Origin of the sequence: Flavobacterium fructosi, from assembly GCF_042787335.1 — a bacterium.
GTDB lineage: Bacteria > Bacteroidota > Bacteroidia > Flavobacteriales > Flavobacteriaceae > Flavobacterium > Flavobacterium fructosi.
Genome location: NZ_JBHZQA010000005.1, coordinates 183,900 through 203,334 on the forward strand (window position 1 = coordinate 183,900; position 19,435 = coordinate 203,334).

At 35.0% G+C, this 19,435-nt stretch carries 16 protein-coding genes; 8 read left to right on the top strand and 8 right to left on the bottom strand.

The window, feature by feature from the left end:
• Positions 1-165: 165 nt before the first annotated feature.
• From ACFX5D_RS10060 to ACFX5D_RS10085, 6 genes are all read left to right on the top strand, one after another.
• Positions 166-1,380, top strand: a complete 1,215-nt coding sequence (locus ACFX5D_RS10060; RefSeq protein ID WP_379858061.1) for an aminotransferase class V-fold PLP-dependent enzyme — start codon at positions 166-168, stop codon at positions 1,378-1,380.
• A gap of 18 nt (positions 1,381-1,398) precedes the next feature.
• A complete protein-coding gene (locus tag ACFX5D_RS10065) occupies positions 1,399-1,833 on the top strand; it encodes a hypothetical protein (protein WP_379858062.1) in 435 nt (144 codons plus the stop codon).
• A gap of 23 nt (positions 1,834-1,856) precedes the next feature.
• Entirely contained in the window at positions 1,857-2,276 is a 420-nt protein-coding gene (locus tag ACFX5D_RS10070; protein WP_379858063.1) for a SufE family protein, read from the top strand.
• 109 nt (positions 2,277-2,385) lie between these two features.
• A complete protein-coding gene (locus ACFX5D_RS10075) occupies positions 2,386-2,712 on the top strand; it encodes an SUF system Fe-S cluster assembly protein (RefSeq protein WP_379858064.1) in 327 nt (108 codons plus the stop codon).
• An 80-nt stretch (positions 2,713-2,792) separates the two neighbouring features.
• On the top strand, positions 2,793-3,302 hold the full coding sequence (locus tag ACFX5D_RS10080; RefSeq protein WP_379858065.1) for a DUF2480 family protein: 510 nt from the start codon (positions 2,793-2,795) through the stop codon (positions 3,300-3,302).
• Between the two features lie 41 nt (positions 3,303-3,343).
• Positions 3,344-4,189: a DUF3078 domain-containing protein gene (locus ACFX5D_RS10085; RefSeq protein WP_379858066.1), complete on the top strand. Its 846-nt coding sequence runs from the start codon at positions 3,344-3,346 to the stop codon at positions 4,187-4,189.
• A 342-nt stretch (positions 4,190-4,531) separates the two neighbouring features.
• Here ACFX5D_RS10085 and ACFX5D_RS10090 read toward each other — a convergent pair whose 3' ends face one another.
• From ACFX5D_RS10090 to hflX, 4 genes are all read right to left on the bottom strand, one after another.
• Positions 4,532-4,774: a hypothetical protein gene (locus tag ACFX5D_RS10090; protein WP_379858067.1), complete on the bottom strand. Its 243-nt coding sequence runs from the start codon at positions 4,772-4,774 to the stop codon at positions 4,532-4,534.
• A gap of 355 nt (positions 4,775-5,129) precedes the next feature.
• A complete protein-coding gene (locus tag ACFX5D_RS10095) occupies positions 5,130-5,636 on the bottom strand; it encodes a hypothetical protein (protein WP_379858068.1) in 507 nt (168 codons plus the stop codon).
• Between the two features lie 642 nt (positions 5,637-6,278).
• Positions 6,279-6,572, bottom strand: coding sequence for a Bor family protein (locus tag ACFX5D_RS10100; protein WP_379858069.1), 294 nt, complete (start codon positions 6,570-6,572; stop codon positions 6,279-6,281).
• 489 nt (positions 6,573-7,061) lie between these two features.
• A complete protein-coding gene (hflX, locus tag ACFX5D_RS10105) occupies positions 7,062-8,312 on the bottom strand; it encodes a GTPase HflX (RefSeq protein ID WP_379858070.1) in 1,251 nt (416 codons plus the stop codon).
• 461 nt (positions 8,313-8,773) lie between these two features.
• On the opposite strand from hflX, the gene ACFX5D_RS10110 reads away from it, so the two are divergent.
• The gene (locus ACFX5D_RS10110) at positions 8,774-10,420 is read left to right on the top strand and encodes a DUF6377 domain-containing protein (RefSeq protein ID WP_379858071.1); all 1,647 of its coding nucleotides are present in this window, start codon (positions 8,774-8,776) and stop codon (positions 10,418-10,420) included.
• Between the two features lie 305 nt (positions 10,421-10,725).
• On the top strand, positions 10,726-12,843 hold the full coding sequence (locus ACFX5D_RS10115; RefSeq protein ID WP_379858072.1) for a glycoside hydrolase family 97 protein: 2,118 nt from the start codon (positions 10,726-10,728) through the stop codon (positions 12,841-12,843).
• A gap of 66 nt (positions 12,844-12,909) precedes the next feature.
• On the opposite strand, the gene ACFX5D_RS10120 is transcribed toward ACFX5D_RS10115, so the two are convergent.
• From ACFX5D_RS10120 to ACFX5D_RS10135, 4 genes are all read right to left on the bottom strand, one after another.
• On the bottom strand, positions 12,910-13,371 hold the full coding sequence (locus tag ACFX5D_RS10120) for an FKBP-type peptidyl-prolyl cis-trans isomerase (RefSeq protein WP_379858073.1): 462 nt from the start codon (positions 13,369-13,371) through the stop codon (positions 12,910-12,912).
• 60 nt (positions 13,372-13,431) lie between these two features.
• Positions 13,432-14,787 (bottom strand): DUF5689 domain-containing protein, encoded by a 1,356-nt coding sequence (locus ACFX5D_RS10125; RefSeq protein WP_379858074.1) that lies wholly within the window; start codon positions 14,785-14,787, stop codon positions 13,432-13,434.
• 92 nt (positions 14,788-14,879) lie between these two features.
• On the bottom strand, positions 14,880-17,717 hold the full coding sequence (locus ACFX5D_RS10130) for a carboxypeptidase-like regulatory domain-containing protein (protein ID WP_379858075.1): 2,838 nt from the start codon (positions 17,715-17,717) through the stop codon (positions 14,880-14,882).
• A 324-nt stretch (positions 17,718-18,041) separates the two neighbouring features.
• The gene (locus tag ACFX5D_RS10135; protein WP_379858076.1) at positions 18,042-19,253 is read right to left on the bottom strand and encodes an MFS transporter; all 1,212 of its coding nucleotides are present in this window, start codon (positions 19,251-19,253) and stop codon (positions 18,042-18,044) included.
• Between the last annotated feature and the right edge of the window lie 182 nt (positions 19,254-19,435).

Sequence of the window (19,435 nt, forward strand, 5' to 3'; positions counted from 1 at the left end):
CATTTTATTAACAACTGTTTGCCAAAATTTAATTCCAATTTCACTACTTTTGTATTTAGAAAAATTCTAAATAATGAAACGCCAATAGCAAATTGGATTATCAAAAAAATGTTAATTATTGGCGTTCTATCTGACCAATAAAAAACAATAAAAACAAGCAGACACATGTTAGACATTAATAAAATCAGAGCCGACTTCCCAATTCTTTCCCAGAAAGTAAACGGAAAACAGTTGGTTTATTTCGATAATGGAGCTACTTCGCAAAAACCACAAGTTGTGATTGATGCCATTTCACGATATTATCAGGAGATTAATGCGAATATTCATCGCGGCGTTCATACGCTAAGTCAATTGGCAACGGATGCTTATGAAACTTCCCGTGGAAAAATTCAAAATCATATTAATGCCAAATTCGCTCACGAAGTACTTTTCACTTCGGGAACAACGCATGGAATTAATTTAGTTACTAATGGATTTGCTTCGATTTTAAAACCAAGCGATGAAGTTTTAGTTTCTGCATTGGAACACCACAGCAATATTGTGCCTTGGCAAATGTTATGCGAGAAAACGGGAGCGACTTTACGCGTAATTCCAATGAACGAGGCAGGCGAATTAATTATGTCAGCGTATGACAAATTACTTTCAGATAAAACTAAAGTGGTAACCGTAAATCACATTTCGAATGCCCTTGGAACTGTCAATCCGATTAAATATATGATTGATAAAGCGCATGAAGTTGGCGCGGCGATTTTGATTGATGGAGCGCAAGCCGTTCCACATTTGAAACCAGATGTTCAGGAATTGGATTGTGATTTTTATGTTTTTTCGGGACACAAAATGTGTGGTCCAACGGGAACTGGGATTTTATACGGAAAAGAAGTATGGTTGAATAAATTACCTCCGTATCAAGGTGGGGGCGAAATGATTAAAGAAGTAACTTTCGAGAAAACAACTTATGCGGAACTGCCTCATAAATTTGAAGCCGGAACCCCAAATATAGCGGGAGGAATAGTTCTGGGAACTGCTGTTGATTATATGAATGAAGTTGGCTTTGAAAACATTCAACAGCAAGAGAAGCAATTATTAGAATATGGTACGAAACGACTATTAGAAATTGAAGGTTTGAAGATTTTTGGTACCGCCAAAGAAAAAACTTCCGTAATTTCGTTTAATATTGAAGGAATTCATCCCTATGATATTGGTACGATAATTGACAAACTAGGAATAGCCGTAAGAACGGGTCACCATTGCGCCCAACCCATTATGAATTTCTTTTGCATTCCGGGAACAATAAGAGCATCGTTTGCCTTTTATAACACCAAAGAAGAAATTGATATAATGGTTGAAGCTATTAAAAAAGCGCAACTCATGTTATCTTAAAATTAAAATCATCAATACATGAAAATCTTATCATTATTATTTCTGACTATTTTTCTGGGAAACGGTTGCAGTAGTGTCAAAGCGCAAGATATTGAAACCGCCGTTATTGAATACACGGCTAATACTAGAGGCTTCTATCAAAAGATAACGGTAAAAAATCAGGTGCTGACGGTTTCGAAAGACAGAAATGGAAACGACAAACCGGTCGCTACCAAAATATCAAATGCCGATTGGAATGAATTACTGAGTTGTCTTAAAACAGTGGAATTAGATAGTTTGGCAAAATTAAAAGCACCGACTCAAAAACGTTTTTATGATGGCGCGGCAATTGCCAACGTGAAAATCACTTATAAAGATAAAACGTATGAATCTGCTAGTTTTGATGATGGTTTCCCACCAAAAGAAATTAAGAAATTTGTAAAGAAAATAACGGCATTAGCTAAAAAAGAATAATACTGAAATAAATTCAGCACGGTATGAAAATTAAAGATATACAAGAAGAAATAGTTGATGAATTTTCGATGTTTGATGACTGGATGGAACGCTATGAATACATCATCGAATTAGGAAAAAACCTTCCTTTGATCAAAGAAGAATTCAAAACGGAAAACAATCTGATAAAGGGCTGCCAATCGAAAGTATGGTTGCAGGGCGAACAAAATAACGATACAATTGTTTTCACTGCTGATAGCGATGCCATTTTGACCAAAGGAATTATCGCTATATTAATTCGCACTTTTTCGAATCAAAGTGCCAAAGATATTTTGGATGCCGATATGGATTTTATTGACAAAATTGGTCTAAAAGAACATTTATCGCCTACACGCGCCAATGGATTGGTATCCATGATAAAAAACATAAAAATGTATGCTTTGGCATTCAACTCGCAGAATTAATTAAGAGCTTTAAACCATATAAGTAATTTAAGAAAATATAAAAGCTCTAATGATTAACAAATTTTGAAGTTCATTCGCAACTTTAAACCTTAAACTTTAAACTAAAATAATGGAAGAAACAATTATAGACACTGCCGAATTAGGAGAATCAATCGTAAAAATATTAAAGACTATTTACGATCCGGAGATTCCTGTAGATATTTACGAATTAGGACTGATTTATGACGTGATGGTCAATACCGATTATGAAGTAAAAATCCTGATGACACTTACCTCCCCAAACTGCCCTGTTGCGGAAAGTTTGCCAAGAGAAGTAGAAGAAAAAGTAAAATCATTGGAGAATGTAAAAGATGCTGAAGTAGAGATTACTTTTGATCCGCCTTGGAGCAAAGATTTAATGAGCGAAGAAGCAAAATTAGAACTGGGAATGCTTTAAATTAGTCTTAATGTCTAAAGTCATAAAGGCTCAAAGTAGTTGACCTTATGACTTTAGACATTCGACTTTAAGACATAAAAATGGAAATAATAAATAAAGTAGCGAATAGTGTTTTGGAAGTTTTTGATCTCGAAGATTATTATCCAAAAGGAATTCGCGCACAAATTGATATCTCACAATGGCTTTTAGAAGGGTTTTTATTAAAAGAAAAAGACTTTAGAGAGCACTTAAAAAATCACGACTGGTCACAATATCAAGAACAATATGTTGCCATTAATTGCAGTACCGATGCTATTGTTCCGGCTTGGGCTTCTATTTTGGTAGCGATTCAATTAGCACCATTTGCTAAAAAAATCATCAACGGAAATTTAGAAGATTTGGATGCTTCTCTTTACGAGGAATTATTGCCTAAAATTGATTATTCCGTTTATGAAAACAAGCCTGTAATTATAAAAGGATGTTCCAGAAAACCAGTTCCGATGCGTGCTTATGTATTGGCTGCTCATTATTTACAGCCCTTTGCCAAAAGCATCATGTACGGAGAGGCTTGTTCCGCCGTTCCTTTATACAAAGCACCTAAAAAAGAGTAACGTATCTTATTATTTCTTACTTTTAATTAAAAATAAAAGTCATGAAAAAAACTGTACTTTCATTCGTTTTTCTTTTGATTATTGTTTCTGTAAATGCACAGGAAACTTCAAATGACACTATAAAACTTTGGACAAAAAAAGGGAATATTTCTTTGCTTTTTAATCAGACTGCTTTCAACAGTAAATGGTTGGGTGGAGGAACGTCAAACCTTGCCGGGAATTTTGGTCTGAATTATGATTTCAATTATAAAAAAGACGATTTAATTTGGGACAATAAATTCATAGTTGCTTATGGATTAACCAAAGTAAAAGGTTCAAAAACCTCAAAAACAGACGACCGCTTAGAACTGAATTCTCTTTGGGGCAAAAAAGCCAAAGGAGATTGGTATTACTCCCTCTTTTTCAATTTCAAAACACAAATGGATGTTGGTAATGATAAAGATGGGAATAGCATTTCTCATTTCTTTTCGCCTGTTTATTTTCAGTTAGGCCCAGGAATGTTATGGAAAAAAAGCAATAACTTAAGTGTTAATTTTTCTCCAGCGACCGCAAAATTAATTATTGTTCATCCTCATTTTACTGATTTCGGTTCCTCTTTTGGCGTGTTGCAAGGCGACAGCTCCCGTTTTGAATTTGGCGCCAGTATTTCAGGTTATTATAAAATGAATATTATGGCAAATATTTCCATTGAAAACCGTTTGAATTTATATTCTAATTATGTAGACCAACCGCAAAACGTTGATATCGATTACCAAATGAACATTCTGATGAGAATCAACAAATACGTTTCTGCAAATTTAGCGTTACAGGGAATATATGATGACAATACAATCAAAGCGCTGCAAGTACGAGAAGTTTTTGGTTTAAGTGCTAATTACGGTTTCTAGAAAAATGCAATTTATGGTGTTATCACGTTATGAAATAGCCCTGTAATAAGTGTTTACATTACAAAAAACAGTATTGTCTTCTTCATAATTTCTATAACTCCTCTTCTTTTTCTACGTACTCTGGTGCTCGTTTGCAACGAGTACCTACTTACTTGCTTGAACAAAATAAAGCGTTTGCAACGCGGCTATTGCAAAAAGATTACCACAATGGCTCCACATTTACATTACAAAAAATAGTATTGTCTTTTTCATAATTTCTTTAACTACTGTTTACATAATCTCTTTCATGAAAAACGATTTCGCCTTCAACAGGATTATAATGTATGTAGTTTACACGTTGTTCTATTTTTCTACGGTATCCAATATAACCGGATGAAAATCATCTTGCCATACTTTATAATTTTTAGCCCTTCCAGTTTTTTGAGCTTCAAAACTAAATTTCCGTAACAGCCATTCTCGCCTACTCTCCGGATATTCTTTGATCACTTCTATCAATTTTTTAGATGTGAATTTTTTAAAATCACGAATAACATTTTGTAACTCCCCATCAAATGCTGTTACAATTAAATGAATATGACTAGTCATATATACATAAGTATAAACACTTAATCCTTTTTCCTTGATACAATAATTTAAGGATTCATCTAAAATAGCACAATAATTAGGTCGTACTAATTAATCTACCCAATCTACAGCTGTTATAGTAATAAAAGTAGGAACGGTACTATCGATAACTTTGTATTTCTCAGACATTTTTTTTAGAATATTGATTTTAAGAAAACCGTACTATAAGAAACAGCAGTATACTTTTTTTAAAGGTATTTCTTTTAGTCAACCGCGTCGCAAACGCTATAATTTGTCTTTCAATTTAAGTAGGTACTCGTTGCAAACGAGCACAAGAGAATGGGGAAAACGAACGCCATTTGGGTTGTTAGTATATTTAATCCTTAATTTCATTTGAAACACTTTCAATTAAATTTGCACAGTTTAAAACAAAATTATCATCCACTTCTATTAATGTATTAATTTCAGAAACGTCACCTTCGTCACAGAAATTTTCACCGTGCAATTTTATTTTAAATGGGAGGAATCGAAATTTTGATACTAAAGCGTCATAACTTCTTCCTTCACCATGCTTTAAAACATTGATAGCACATATAAAATCATCAAAACGATTGTGAAGTTCTAAATTTTGTTTCTCTTTAAGAATATTTTTGGCTCCTTCAAATCCATTTCTACATTGTAATTGGTCCTGTAATATTGCATCAAATATCGAAAACATTCCAATCGCAAATATTGTTTTTTGAAGTTGTATCATTTGAAGATTTTTTACATGAATTGTTGATCCACTTGTTTGGAATGCTTCAATAATTTTTGAGTTAGCTTCTTCTAATGTTGTCAATGTAAAAGATGTACTTCGGTATATTAAGTCCTCAAATGCGTGCATATTTTCGTTTCGCTTTTTGTTAATAACCCGTACGTTCTGTTACTACATCAGTTGGAAAATAGTTGTTTAAAGACACTGCTATTTTAGCGATTAGCATTGCAAACGCTCCATTTTATCTTTCAATTTACGTAGGTACTCGTCGCAGACGAGCACCAGATAACGTGGTCAAACGACCGCCAGTTGTGGGTGAACACAGAACATAGGCAAACGAGTGTCAATGGGACTTTTTGTGTTATTATATTATTAGTTCACTGTTGTGGGCACAGTTTGCAAAACTGCGCTAACGATTACTTCATATCAGCGCGGTCGGGTTCAACACTGGCTCCATTGTTCGTGCTACGCACGCAACGAAACCCTAGATGTTGTGGGCTGGTTATTTGCGTTGTCTTAATTTCTCTTTTCACTTATTTGTTTAAATGGATTTGTCTTGTAAACTACAAAACCGAAAATTAATAACAATAATATTTTTCCAATTAAGAATCCATTTCCATAATTGTTTAGTTTTTCGTAATGATAAACAAAAATGTTTGTTATGATGTAAATCAAATACAATATGGTAATTATCGATGCATAAAATATTGTTTTTCTCATTTTATTTTAAAGTTAGGCGATAATATTTTACTATTACCGCCTTAAGTTCTGTTATTTTGTTACAGTTGTTGTTGTTGGAGTATAAATACTGAAAGTGATTGCAGCAATTAAACCGTTTACAAAACTCTGTCTTGTAAATACTGTGTAATCTGTTGCTTCTCCAGCCATTTCTTTAGAGTCTGAAACTCCAACTGGTGCTAACCCACCAATTACATAATGATTCCATTTAGTAACTTGAGAGTTACCTTGTGCACCTTTACCAACTACGCTTGTGTATGAAAAACAAGACGTTAACATAATTGACATTGCGAAAGCAATTGACAAAACTTTGAATGTTCTTTTCATTCTAATCATTTTAAAAATTATTATTGTTTACTCACTTTGAGCTTTTTTTAGACATTATTTTACTTCGGTTTATATGCTTTTCCGATTTAAGAACTTAACAAGCAAGTTTTTCAAACTTCATTTCAAAGTTTTTTTAACCACAATGCTTGGTTTAACTAGCGTATATACACCCATAAATGGGTAGATTGTCGCCATTGGCTTCAGCTTTGTGTTTCAAATATAGTATTTTTTTTCTTACAAATAATCAAATAGATTTTTTGTTTATTTTAAACTTTTTTAATTTACATAGAGACTATTTTAGTTGTCGCTATCATTTATTGAATGAAGGATGGCAGCGGAAATCCTCCCGATTTTTCTTAGGAAGATTACAGCGTCCCGAACCCTCGGGATCCTGACGCAGCTGCAACGCAGAGAAAGCTGGGGCATGCCAAAAAAAAATCCCTTTTGAGATTTCAAAAGGGATTGGTATATTTTATGTTTCAGAGAAAATTATTTGGTTTCTTCCTCGTCTTTGTCTTCTTTCTCCACCGCATCTTTATAATCCGGGTACAAGAACTTATTGTAAGGGAAACGGGTGATATGAATGTGTCGTACCGCTTCATAAACGCGTTCTCTGAATTCCTCGAAATTTTCTTTTTGTGTTGCCGAAATAAATAACGCATTTTGTTCTCCAACCTTATTCATCCAAGTCGCTTTCCATTCTTCCAGTGTAAAATGTCTTGGCGTTTTTTCGGTCATTAAATCATCTTCGTCAATAGTCAGCGGTTTGTAAGCGTCTATTTTATTAAAAACCATAATGACTGGTTTGTCATTACATTTAATATCCAACAAGGTCTTATTTACTGACTCAATCTGATCTTCAAATTCCGGATGTGAAATATCAACTACGTGCAATAACAAATCGGCTTCACGAACTTCATCAAGCGTACTTTTAAAAGAATCTACCAATTGCGTCGGCAATTTTCGGATAAATCCTACGGTATCCGAAAGCAAGAAAGGTAAGTTTTTGATTACTACTTTTCGAACGGTGGTGTCCAAAGTGGCAAAAAGTTTGTTCTCAACAAAAACATCACTTTTACCAACAGCATTCATCAAGGTTGATTTCCCAACATTAGTATATCCTACTAGAGCCACACGAACCATAGCGCCACGATTGCCACGCTGTGTTCCCATTTGCTTGTCGATACTCTTTATTTTTTCTTTCAATAATGCAATTCTATCGCGAACAATACGCCTGTCGGTTTCAATCTCGGTTTCTCCTGGCCCACGCATTCCAATTCCTCCTTTTTGACGTTCAAGGTGGGTCCACATTCCGGAAAGTCTTGGTAGTAAATATTGACATTGTGCTAATTCTACTTGCGTTCTTGCATACGAAGTTTCGGCACGTTGCGCAAAAATGTCAAGGATAAGGTGTGTTCTGTCCAGGATTTTACATTCTTCAATTATTTTAGAAATATTTTTTTGCTGTGAAGGCGATAACTCATCATCAAATATTAAGGTAGAAATATCATTTTCTTTTACAAATTGATGAATCTCTTCAATTTTTCCAGTTCCCACAAAAGTCTTCGGATTTGGGCGCTCCATTTTTTGCGAAAAGCGTTTCACCACTTTGCCCCCAGCGGTAAAAGTCAAAAACTCTAATTCGTCAAGATATTCCCGTAGTTTCTCTTCACTTTGATTTTGAGTTACAATACCAACTATAGCTGTTTTTTCGAAATTTATTACTTCTTTTTCTAACATGTCTTTGTATTAGCTACAAATTTAATGATTTGTGAGGGACTTATGTAATTATGGGTTTATAAAAAAGTCAGAAGGTGTGAATAATGATAGTTTTTTGGTCGATCCGGAAATTATATTAAAGAAAAAAGCATTGTTAACCGCAAGTAGATGAAATAAGTTCGATAAAGCAAAATACTGATAAAAACAGATTTTCCACAACACTAATCTGCTGAATTTGCAAAACCTGCCTGAAAATTTTTAGCAGGCAGATTTTATAGTGCTGCAGTACTATTTCGAATTCTTAATACCAACCATTTGAAAAGAGTTAGATAGGATTACACAAATCACTATGAATTACTCTTTAATTTTAAAAAAATTAGTGTATTTCGTGGCTAAAAAACAACTCTCCTAGGTTTGCCTAGCATACTTTACGAATTAATTTGGATTTTTAATTATTTTTACATGAATTTAATCCCATTTGAATGAATCGATTTCTGACAATACTTATTGCATCGCTATTTCCCGTCTTTCTTTTTGGGCAAAATAATTTTGATTCCTTATTGGATGAGTTAGACAAGACGGTAACTGATTACCAATTGTATTCGAATAAAAAAGAGAATGAAATAAACAAACTAAAAGGACTGCTGCCATACACTGCTACTGATCTTCAAAAATATGCTATTTACGGAAAATTGTATTCAGAATATAAATTGTATCAGTCCGATTCAGCATTGATTTACGCCAGAAAGAGTTTTCAAATAGCAAAAAAATTAAAGGATGTCCGAAAGCTGAATGATGCCCAATTAAATCTGGCTTCAATAATGGGAACATTAGGAATGTATAAGGAAGCGACCGATATACTTAACACCATTGACATCAACACTTCACCCGACTTAAAAGGCTATTATTTTACTGTAAATAGTGTCGTTTATGGGTATATGTCTGATTATGCGGCTTCGCTTCAGGAAAAAGAAAAGTATGTTTTATTGACAAAAAAATACCGTGATTCCTCCTTAAATTTTTATCCAACGCAATCAAGCGCCTACATTATGGCGAAGTCCAGTACACTTCTTGAAGTGGGAAAACACAACGAAACGCTGCATTTATTACTAAATTATTTTCCGAATATTGCTTCTAATAGTCCGGACAAAGCGGTTATCGCCTATATTATTTCGCAGGCATATCGCGCAAAAAAAGATACTAGAAAGGAGCAAAAATGGTTGACCATTTCTGCTATTTCTGATTTGCAGTTGGCCAAAAAGGAATATATTTCGTTGCGTTCTTTGGCTTTTCTAATGTATGAAAACGGAGATATAGACCGCGCTTATAAATATATAAAACGTTCCCTCGAAGACGCCCTTTTTTGTAATGCCCGTTTACGAACGTATGAAATATCTAAGATGCTGCCCATCATCAACGAGGCGTATCAAAAACAAAATGAGACCAACCGGCTCCAATTAATGCTGTTTTTGATAAGCGCCAGTATCTTATCGGTGTTTTTGTTGGTGCTTCTTTTTTTACTTTTTAAGCAAATGAAGAAATTGTCCAAAGCGAAACAGGATTTAAGTTTAGCTAACGGCAAACTTTCGGAATTAAACACCGAATTAAATACATTTAATGAGAAATTGAATGAGACCAATTATACGCTGACCGAAGCCAATCTTTTGAAGGAAATATACATTGGGCGTTACATGGACCAGTGTTCCGATTACATCGGCAAATTAGACGAATACCGCCGAAAATTGAATGTTATGGTGACTACAGGAAAGATGAATGATCTTATCCGTGCCGTAAAATCGAAACAGTTTATCGAAAATGAACTCAAGGAATTTTATACCAATTTCGACAAAACGTTCTTGCAGTTGTTTCCTAATTTTATCGAAGAGTTTAAAGTTTTATTGGTTGATGATGAAGCAACACAATTGAAGGAAGGAGAACTGCTGAATACGGAACTAAGAATCTTTGCTCTGATCCGTTTGGGCATAAAGGATAGCGCAAAAATTTCAATATTCCTTCGGTATTCGGTATCCACAATTTACAATTACCGTTCACAACTCAAAAACAAAGCAGCGGGTCCCCGGGAGGAATTTGAAGCAAAAGTTATGCGAATAGGAACTAATTTAAAATAGAAAAAATCTATTTTAAGGGAGGTCTTCGGGATTAAAATAATCTGGAAGACCTATTTGTTATTGTAAATTCACCACTTTTTTTAAACAATAAATAAACATAACAAACTTTTAAACAGCACATTAGACGTTTAAAATAAAAATTTAATCTACTATTTTATAAAGATAAAAATATGTAGCTTGAAAAGCATTTACTTTTACTTTCTCGAAATCTGGAAAACTTTGCGTTTTGCAATAAATCGATTTCGTGAAAATCGCATTCTATTACCAAACCTGAAAAAATTATTTATTAAATTCTATTTTAAAAAATGAAACATTTCCTTTTTACAGCCCTTGTGTGGCTCGCTTTTTTTAACACTGCAAATGCACAGCAGTTAAAATCCCCAAATGGAAAATTTGTAATGGAGTTCTCCTTACAAAATGACGGAACTCCAACTTACAGTTTAAATTACAAAGGCAAAGCAGTTGTAAAATCAAGTAAATTAGGTCTTGAGCTAAAAAATGATAAAAAGTCATTGTTAAATGATTTTACTGTTATTGAAAGTAAGACAGCCACTTTTGATGAAAACTGGAAACCTGTATGGGGAGAAGTTGCTTCAATTCGCAATCATTATAACGAATTAGCAGTAACCTTAAATCAAAAAGAAACGGACAGACATATTGTTATTCGTTTTCGTTTGTTTGACGATGGTCTTGGATTCCGTTATGAATTCCCTTCGCAAAAAAACCTTACTTATTTTGTAATAAAAGAAGAAAGAACCCAATTTGCAATGACAGGAGATCATACTGCTTTTTGGATTCCGGGTGATTATGACACTCAAGAATATGATTATACTACCTCAAAATTGTCAGAAATCAGAGGTTTATCAGAAAAAGCAACTACCGCAAATGTTTCTCAAAAGTCTTTTTCTACAACTGGAGTTCAAACTTCGCTAATGCTAAAAACAGCGGATGGATTGTATATCAATTTACACGAAGCGGCATTAATCAATTATTCTTGCATGCATTTGAATTTGGATGATAAAAACATGATTTTTGAATCTTGGTTGACACCCGATGCGAAAGGCGATAAAGGATACATGCAAGCCCCAAATCATTCGCCTTGGCGCACCATCATTGTTAGTGATGATGCAAGAGAAATTCTGGCTTCAAAAATGACATTAAACTTGAATGAACCCTCTAAAATTGAAGATACTTCATGGATAAAACCTATTAAATATGTGGGTGTCTGGTGGGAAATGATTACCGGAAAAAGTTCTTGGGCATACACGGATGAGTTTCCTACGGTACAACTTGGCGTTTCTAATTTTTCAAAAGCAAAACCAAATGGAAAGCATGGTGCGAACAACGCCAATGTCAAAAAGTACATTGACTTTGCAGCTAAACACGGTTTTGATGCGGTTTTAGTCGAAGGCTGGAATGAAGGTTGGGAAGATTGGTTTGGACACTCCAAAGATTATGTTTTTGATTTCCTGACGCCGTATCCGGATTTTGATGTCAAAGACTTACACGAATACGCCAAATCAAAAGGCATTAAAATGATTATGCATCACGAGACTTCGGGTTCTGTGCGTAATTACGAACGCCACATGGATAAAGCGTATCAGTTTATGAAAGACAATGGGTATGATGCCGTAAAAAGTGGTTATGTTGGTTCTATTATTGAAAACGGTGGAAATCACTACAATCAATTTATGAATAACCACTTTCAATACGCAATAGAAAAAGCAGCCGATTATAAAATTATGGTAAATGCTCACGAGGCGGTTCGTCCAACTGGTATTTCCAGAACGTATCCCAATTTAATTGGTAATGAAGCCGCTAGAGGAACTGAATACCAGGCTTTTGGGGGTTCTAAACCAAATCACGTAACGGTATTGCCTTTTACCCGTTTAGTGGGTGGACCGATGGATTATACTCCGGGTATTTTCGAAATGGATTTAAACAAATTGAATCCGGATAATAATTCTCATGTGAACAGTACGATTGCGAATCAATTGGCATTGTACGTAACAATGTACAGCCCATTACAAATGGCAGCTGATACACCGGAAAATTACGATCGCTTTCCTGATGCTTTTCAGTTTATCAAAGATGTAGCAGTAGATTGGTCAGACAGCAAATACCTTGAAGCAGAACCAGGGCAATATGTGACTGTTGCGCGTAAAGCAAAAGTGACTAACAACTGGTTTATCGGTAATGTAAATGGCGATACTTCCCGTACCTCAACGGTCAAATTTGATTTCTTGGAAAAAGGAAAAAAATATGTAGCCACGATTTATGCAGATGCAAAAGATGCACATTATAAAACCAATCCGCAAGCGTATACCATTCGCAAAATGAATGTGACTAACAAATCAAAACTAGCACATTTAAGTGCTCCAGGCGGAGGTTATGCCATCAGTATAGTTGAAACCAAAAAATAATTAATTACAAAAGGCTGTCTTTTCAGACAGCCTTTTTATTTTGGTTTTATAAAGAAAAACAAATGCCTAATTCACGGAAATAAGTTTAACCTCAAAAACAAGTACGGAACCTGCAGGAATAGAACCACTATCATTGCTTTCATAACCTAAGTGAGCCGGAATTAAAAGAATACCACTTCCTCCCGCTTTAAAGTGAGGAATTCCCTCAGTCCAACCTTTTATCACTTGATTCAATCCAAATGAAATTCCTTCCGGTTTGCTTTGATCAAAAACATTTCCGTTAGTAAAATAACCTTTGTAAGCCACGGTTACATTAGACGTTGCGGTAGGTTGCGCTCCAGTACCGGCTTCGTTAACCACATAATACAATCCTGTATCACTTTTTTGAGCAGTTAATTTGTTTTTGGCAATATAATCAACAATTTCTTTTTCATTTTGAACGGCATAATCAACTGGTTTAGATGCTCCACCATCTGATAAGCAAGAAACAAATAGTATAGAAACTAATGCTAATAAAATAGATTTCATAATTTAATTTAAATGTTAAGGCTGCAAATATAGTAATTCAAGCAAAGCCTTTTATAAAAACTATTTATCTCCAAAAACCTGAACATCATCTACTTGAAAAGCGCCATCCAAAGCCAGGTTTTTCCCAGAACCTGAATATTTGAAAGCAATATTAATTTCACCTTTATAAGAAGATAAATCTAGTGCGCCACTACCGATAAATTGATACCAAGGCGTGGCTTGTTTGGGTAATTTTGCCAAAATCGGAATCCAATTCGCCGTAGCCACATTTAACCCGTCAAAATTAGTGGAAACATAAACTTCCAAAGAATTTAATGGGGAGTCCACATCTAAATGATGTTGGGCAGCTCTGAAAGTCAAAATTTCATTGGTATGTTTATCCATATCTATTTTTGGCGAAATCAGCCAAGCCACATTCGAAACTACCCTTGTGCCTGAAATATTAAATTCGGCATACCCGTTTCCGGAATATACTGTTCCCTTCCAGAAAAGCGCTCCCTTTTGAACACTATTTACCCAGCCCGGAAGATTTATATTTGATTTATCTATCACCGTTTCAAAATCTTGAGAGAAAAAAGGAGCTACTCTGTTTCCTGTCATAACAACATCTCTTTCAGAGCGTGGTAATATTTGGTAATCAGTTCCATACTTTGTTAAAATCCCTCTTACTTTTCCACTCCCGTCCGGAACTAAATTACTGGAAAAATCAGCGAAACTGCTGGTTCTAAAATACACCTGATTCCCTAATTTATCCATCAAACCCCAATTGGTTGCGCCGCCCACATTATTGGTTTCTTCAAAATAATGGCGACCAATAGCATCCGCCGTAAACTGAACATCCGATAATTCAATCAAAGTATTCAGATTAGAATCATTCAATAAATCTTCCATTGAAATTGTCTTTACAAGAACTTCCTCCTTTAGCGTTGTACAAGAAGCATTCAGCACTTTTTTATAGTCATTTTGAGAAAGTCGCCCCACTCCGCCTTCATTGTATGAATTGACAAAAATGCTGCCTATTCGCATCCCGCCAAATGAAATATCAGTGTATTGGTCTTTTAGTTTTACATATACTTTATTACCCAGTCTATAATCAATATACAAATTACTGGCATCCACAGGAACACTAAAACCTATGGCTGGCTTGGTGGCTGTTGCCAAAGTTTGCAAGGAAATCGATTTAAAAAAATTACCTGATTCATCGCTGGAAACGACATACGCTTCAATAATATCGTCATACTTATATTGATTTACAATTGCATTGGCGTTTTCCCGAACTTCAGCAACGGTTCGGTTTACGGTTAAATCCGTTTGCGTACAACTTAGTTTCGGAATTTCAACGGCATCGTTCCCACAACTTGCAAAAAGAATGGCGATTGCTATAGCAAAAAACAGGGAATTGAAAATTGGTTTCATAGATGACTATTGTTAAAAATGATTTGTCTAAAATTTGTTATTTGAATAAAATTATATTAATTGTTTGCGTTCATCTTGTAATGCCTTTTTATTTAAAAATTGATTGCAAGATTGACGAAATAGGATCTTCCATATCCGTAAAAATATTTATTTCCAAACGATGGTGTTCCGCTGGAAACATCCTGATTGCGTTGTCTGAAATTGGCATTTCTCGCTTGTTCGTAACCACCTGTTTTGTAAGTCGTACTAAGCACATTATTAATACTCGCAAAAAGACCGACATTCTTCCCATAGATTCTCCACGATTTCCCACCCGTAAGATTTAACAAAGTCGTGGGATCGAATTTTTCCTGCTGTAATAATTCCCTGGCTCTTTCTTCTGTAGCTTCAGGAAAGGGAAATCCACTTGCTGGGTTGGTGTAAAAATGATTCGTTCTTGCTATTGGAGAAACATCAATATAACTATTTGCTAAATAATTGATATTCGCTCCAATCCACCAAAATTTAGGATCTCGATATTCAATTCCCAATGAATACGCTTGTTGCGGCATTCCAGGTTGTTTGTAATTTTTTAATAGCGCCGTCCCAAAATCAAAAACAGGATTCGTATTTTCTATTGAAGCTTCGGCGTCATTGGTGACCGTTACGTCTGGATTACTATCATAAGTATATTTGCCGTAAGCAGCCGAAAAAGTAGTTTTTAGGGTTGGGTTTACCTGATATTCCAGACTAAGCTCCACGCCTAAATTCTTCTTGCTCAAATGCGTGAGTGTTTGACTCACAAATGCACTAGTATTTTTATACCCGGCACCATCATCAAAAATTCCTTCGGCGTAAAAGAAAGAAGTTTGCGTAGCATTTTTTATCAATGTGTAATAAGCCGTAATTCGTACTTTTAAAATGGGAGAACGAAAGAGGTAGCTCGCATCTAGACTGCTGATATTCTCACTTTCCAATCCATCTATGATTGAGTTATTCAATCTTGAATTAGGAAAAGTATTTCTGATTGTTGGGGCTTTTGTCAGATGCGCTCCATTAAAAACCAATAATTTTTTCCCTGATATTTTAAATGTAATTCCTCCTTTGAATCCAAAATTTTCAAACAGCACTTTTTCACTTTTACCAAGAGAATTGGTTCCGTAAATTCCATTTTTATACAAGCCTTCTCTTTGGTAATTGGTACTAGAAAAATTTTGTGAAAGATAAAATTCTACTCTGTTGTAGGAGAATTTGAATTGTGTAAACGCATCAAGTGTATTGGCCACATAATTATAGTTATAACCGTATTCGTCCCCAACAACAACTTGCCTACTGGGATTATTTAAATCCGACTGAGATTGGGCTCCAGTATAAAACCCATCAATATCATCCAAGTACAAACCTCCCAATAAATCCAAAAGTTTCTGGAAATTGTGTGATTTCAAATTTTTAAAAGACGCTCCTGCATTCAAGAAAACAGTCTCATTCAATTGCGTGTTGAATATAGAAGTCGCCACAATAGTTTTATCATCGGCGCGGTCTTCGTACAAAACATACTTGCTTTTTGCAGGTTCGTATCCTGAAATATGGCCGTTACTATCCATAATTGGATCTTGATTGGCTTGGTACATCGCATACCAATCGATTTGTTGATTGGCTAAAAACTGTTCTTTGCTTTTCTCCGCATTCTCTAAATCTGGTGTAAATACTCCTGAAAATTCCCCGTTGTCTGAATCGAAATGCGAACTGTAATAACTCGGCATTTTTCCATAATATGTTGGATCCGGACTATTGGCATTTTGGTAATCCAAGTTTGTGTTTCCTATTTTTCCAAATTGATACATTAAACTGGAGTTCAAATTAGTATAATCATTTATTTTAAAATAATGATTCAACATAACAATCGGTTCTTCGATGGTTTTCATTCTTGCATTTCTCTTTTTTCCGTCTTGGAAACCCCAATAGGAATTATATTTTTCGTTAGTTAATTTAGTGACTTCGGCAGTATTTGGAGAATTTTTTCCTCTTGAATTCGGCGTATAAAAAGCAGTGACATTCAAGGAATGATAATCGTTTACTTTTTTTTCGACACTTAAAAAAAGAGAATTAGCATCGTAATTTGTTCCTTCGAAATAGCCTTCAAACGCCAGACGTTTTCCTGCGGAAATAGCAAATGCCCAACCTTTATCATTCATTCCCGAAGCATAGGTTCCCATCATACGCCAACTGTAATTAGTATTCGTTCCGGAAAATGAAATACGGGTGCCGGGTCTGTAAATGGAAGCGCGTGTATTGATTTCCTGAGTACCTAAAATCCCTCCAAAAGTATAATCAGAAGGAGCAGTTCCTATGGAGAATTCCTGATTTCGTGTTGCGTCGTTAAGTCCGCCCCAATTACCCCATTGTGGTCTTCCGTCATACAATTTATTCATCACAACTCCATTAATTATCATTGTAGAATACTCACTGTCTAATCCGCGAATCCGGAATCGAGCCTGACCCCAATTGAAAGCGGCCGCTTGTTGAAAAGCATCTTTGGAGGATTGCAAAAGTCCTGACGTATTTTCGGAACCGCTATTGTCATCACTAAAATCACTTTCAGTAAGTGCAATTAAACTCCCCTGTTGTTCCATGGATTGATCTTCCTCTAAAGTTATTGTTCCCAGATCCACCATTTGTCCCTCAAGTATATCTACCGGATATAAAGCATCTTTAAAACCTTGGCTGTGAATCAGGATTAAAAAATTGCCAGCGGGGACTGAATAAAATCTGAAAGTCCCTTCCGGCTTTGTGAGTTCCGTCAAATTGGTGTTTTGAATAGAAACAACAACTGAAGCTATTGGGCTTTGCGTTTTAGCATCGATAATCTTACCTGAAATTCCTGTTTCCTGCTGCGCAAAAGCAAATTTCATCTGTATTATAAAGAAAAGCGTCAAGTAAAATTTATTCATAAATAGTCACTGGTTATATAAATATATTTGGAAGTTCTTTTTCAAAGAAAATAGTTTTTGACTTTTTGCGTTCAATAAAAACCACGACAATAGTGTTCCAAATAGGAAAAATAGGTCGAAAATTAACGGGAAATGATTTTTGGAAAAGTGTGGTATTTTAAAATTCTAAACAAAATCAAATAGTGGACTGTTTGGAATATAAGGTTAAAAATAAGAAAAAAACTATAAGTATGTTTATTTTAGTAAAATAATTCGCATAAAGAATCCGAATCGCTTAAAAACGATTCGGATTCTTTAAAATATATTCTAAAAAACAGGTTTAATTTATTGAATGGCCTTGATTCTGGAAACCATAAATGCAATCAAAACTCCAAAAACACCTATGAAAGCAAATGAAAATCGCAGACCAAATAATTCAGCAATATATCCAATTACAGGTGGTCCCATCAAAAAACCGAGAAAACTCACGCTCGACACTATTGTTAATGCCTCTCCGGGGGGAACTGTAGGGTTTTTGCCCGCAATACTGTAAATGGTAGGAACAATTGTGGAAACTCCAAGTCCTACAAACATGAATGCAATTGTAGACGGAATTAAATACGGGAAAAATACGGCCGTAAAAAGTCCCGCCGAAATAATAACTCCACTGATTTGCATCACCGGCTTTCTTCCAAATCTATGAATCAAACCATCCCCAAAAAATCGTCCTCCAGCCATCATAATCATAAACGATGTGTATCCCAAAATCACTAATGGCCCAGGTGCTTTGATAACATCTTTGAAATAAACGCCACTCCAATCAAACATCACGCCCTCGCTTGCCATGCAGCAAAAACCAATTATACCCAACCAAATTAAAGCACTATCTGGTTTTGAGAACAATTTTTTCTTTTCGGTTTTGATCGTTTCCTTGGCTTTTATCAAAAATTTATAATTGAAAACCATTAATAAAAGAACGATTCCGCCAACAATCATAAAATGAATTAGAGGGGTCAGATTTAATGCCAACATTCCTATTCCTACCAAAGCACCTATGAAACCAGCTAAACTCCACATCCCGTGAAATGAAGACATTATGGTTTTTTTAAAAAGCTCTTCGGTGTAAACGCCCTGTGTATTTACGGCAATATTGGCCAAGTTACCAAAGATTCCAAAGAATAATAACCCAAGGGAAAGCTGCCAAGAAGCGTTAGCTAAACCCAAATTTGTTAAACTAAAAACATAAAAAAGCAAGGAGAAAATAAGGATGCGGTGGCTTCCAAAACGGGTAACTAATTTCCCTGAAAAAGGCATAATAATCAATTGGCCCAGCGGAATAGCAAATAAAATAGTTCCTAATTCACCTGATCCTAAATCCAGTTGGGTTTTAATATCCGGAATTCTGCTGGCCCAAGTGGCAAAACACAATCCCATACCAAAATAAAACATGGATACAGCCCAACGAATTCTATTCAAATAAGAAAGTTTCGCGTTTTTATACGTTTTCTTGTATTTTGCCTTGGTTTTTAACCGAGATATAAAATTTAAATCAATCAAGTGAAGTCCGTTTTGAAATTAATTTTTCAAAATTACAAAAAGTAACCGTTCCTCGTGTCTAAACAAAATAATTGTCCATAATTACATCGTTATTGTTTATAAAAATTACAAATTCTGGTTAAAAAAGTAATCCCCGCGAATTCTCCAATTTTACGAGTATTACTATAAATATGACTAGCCGC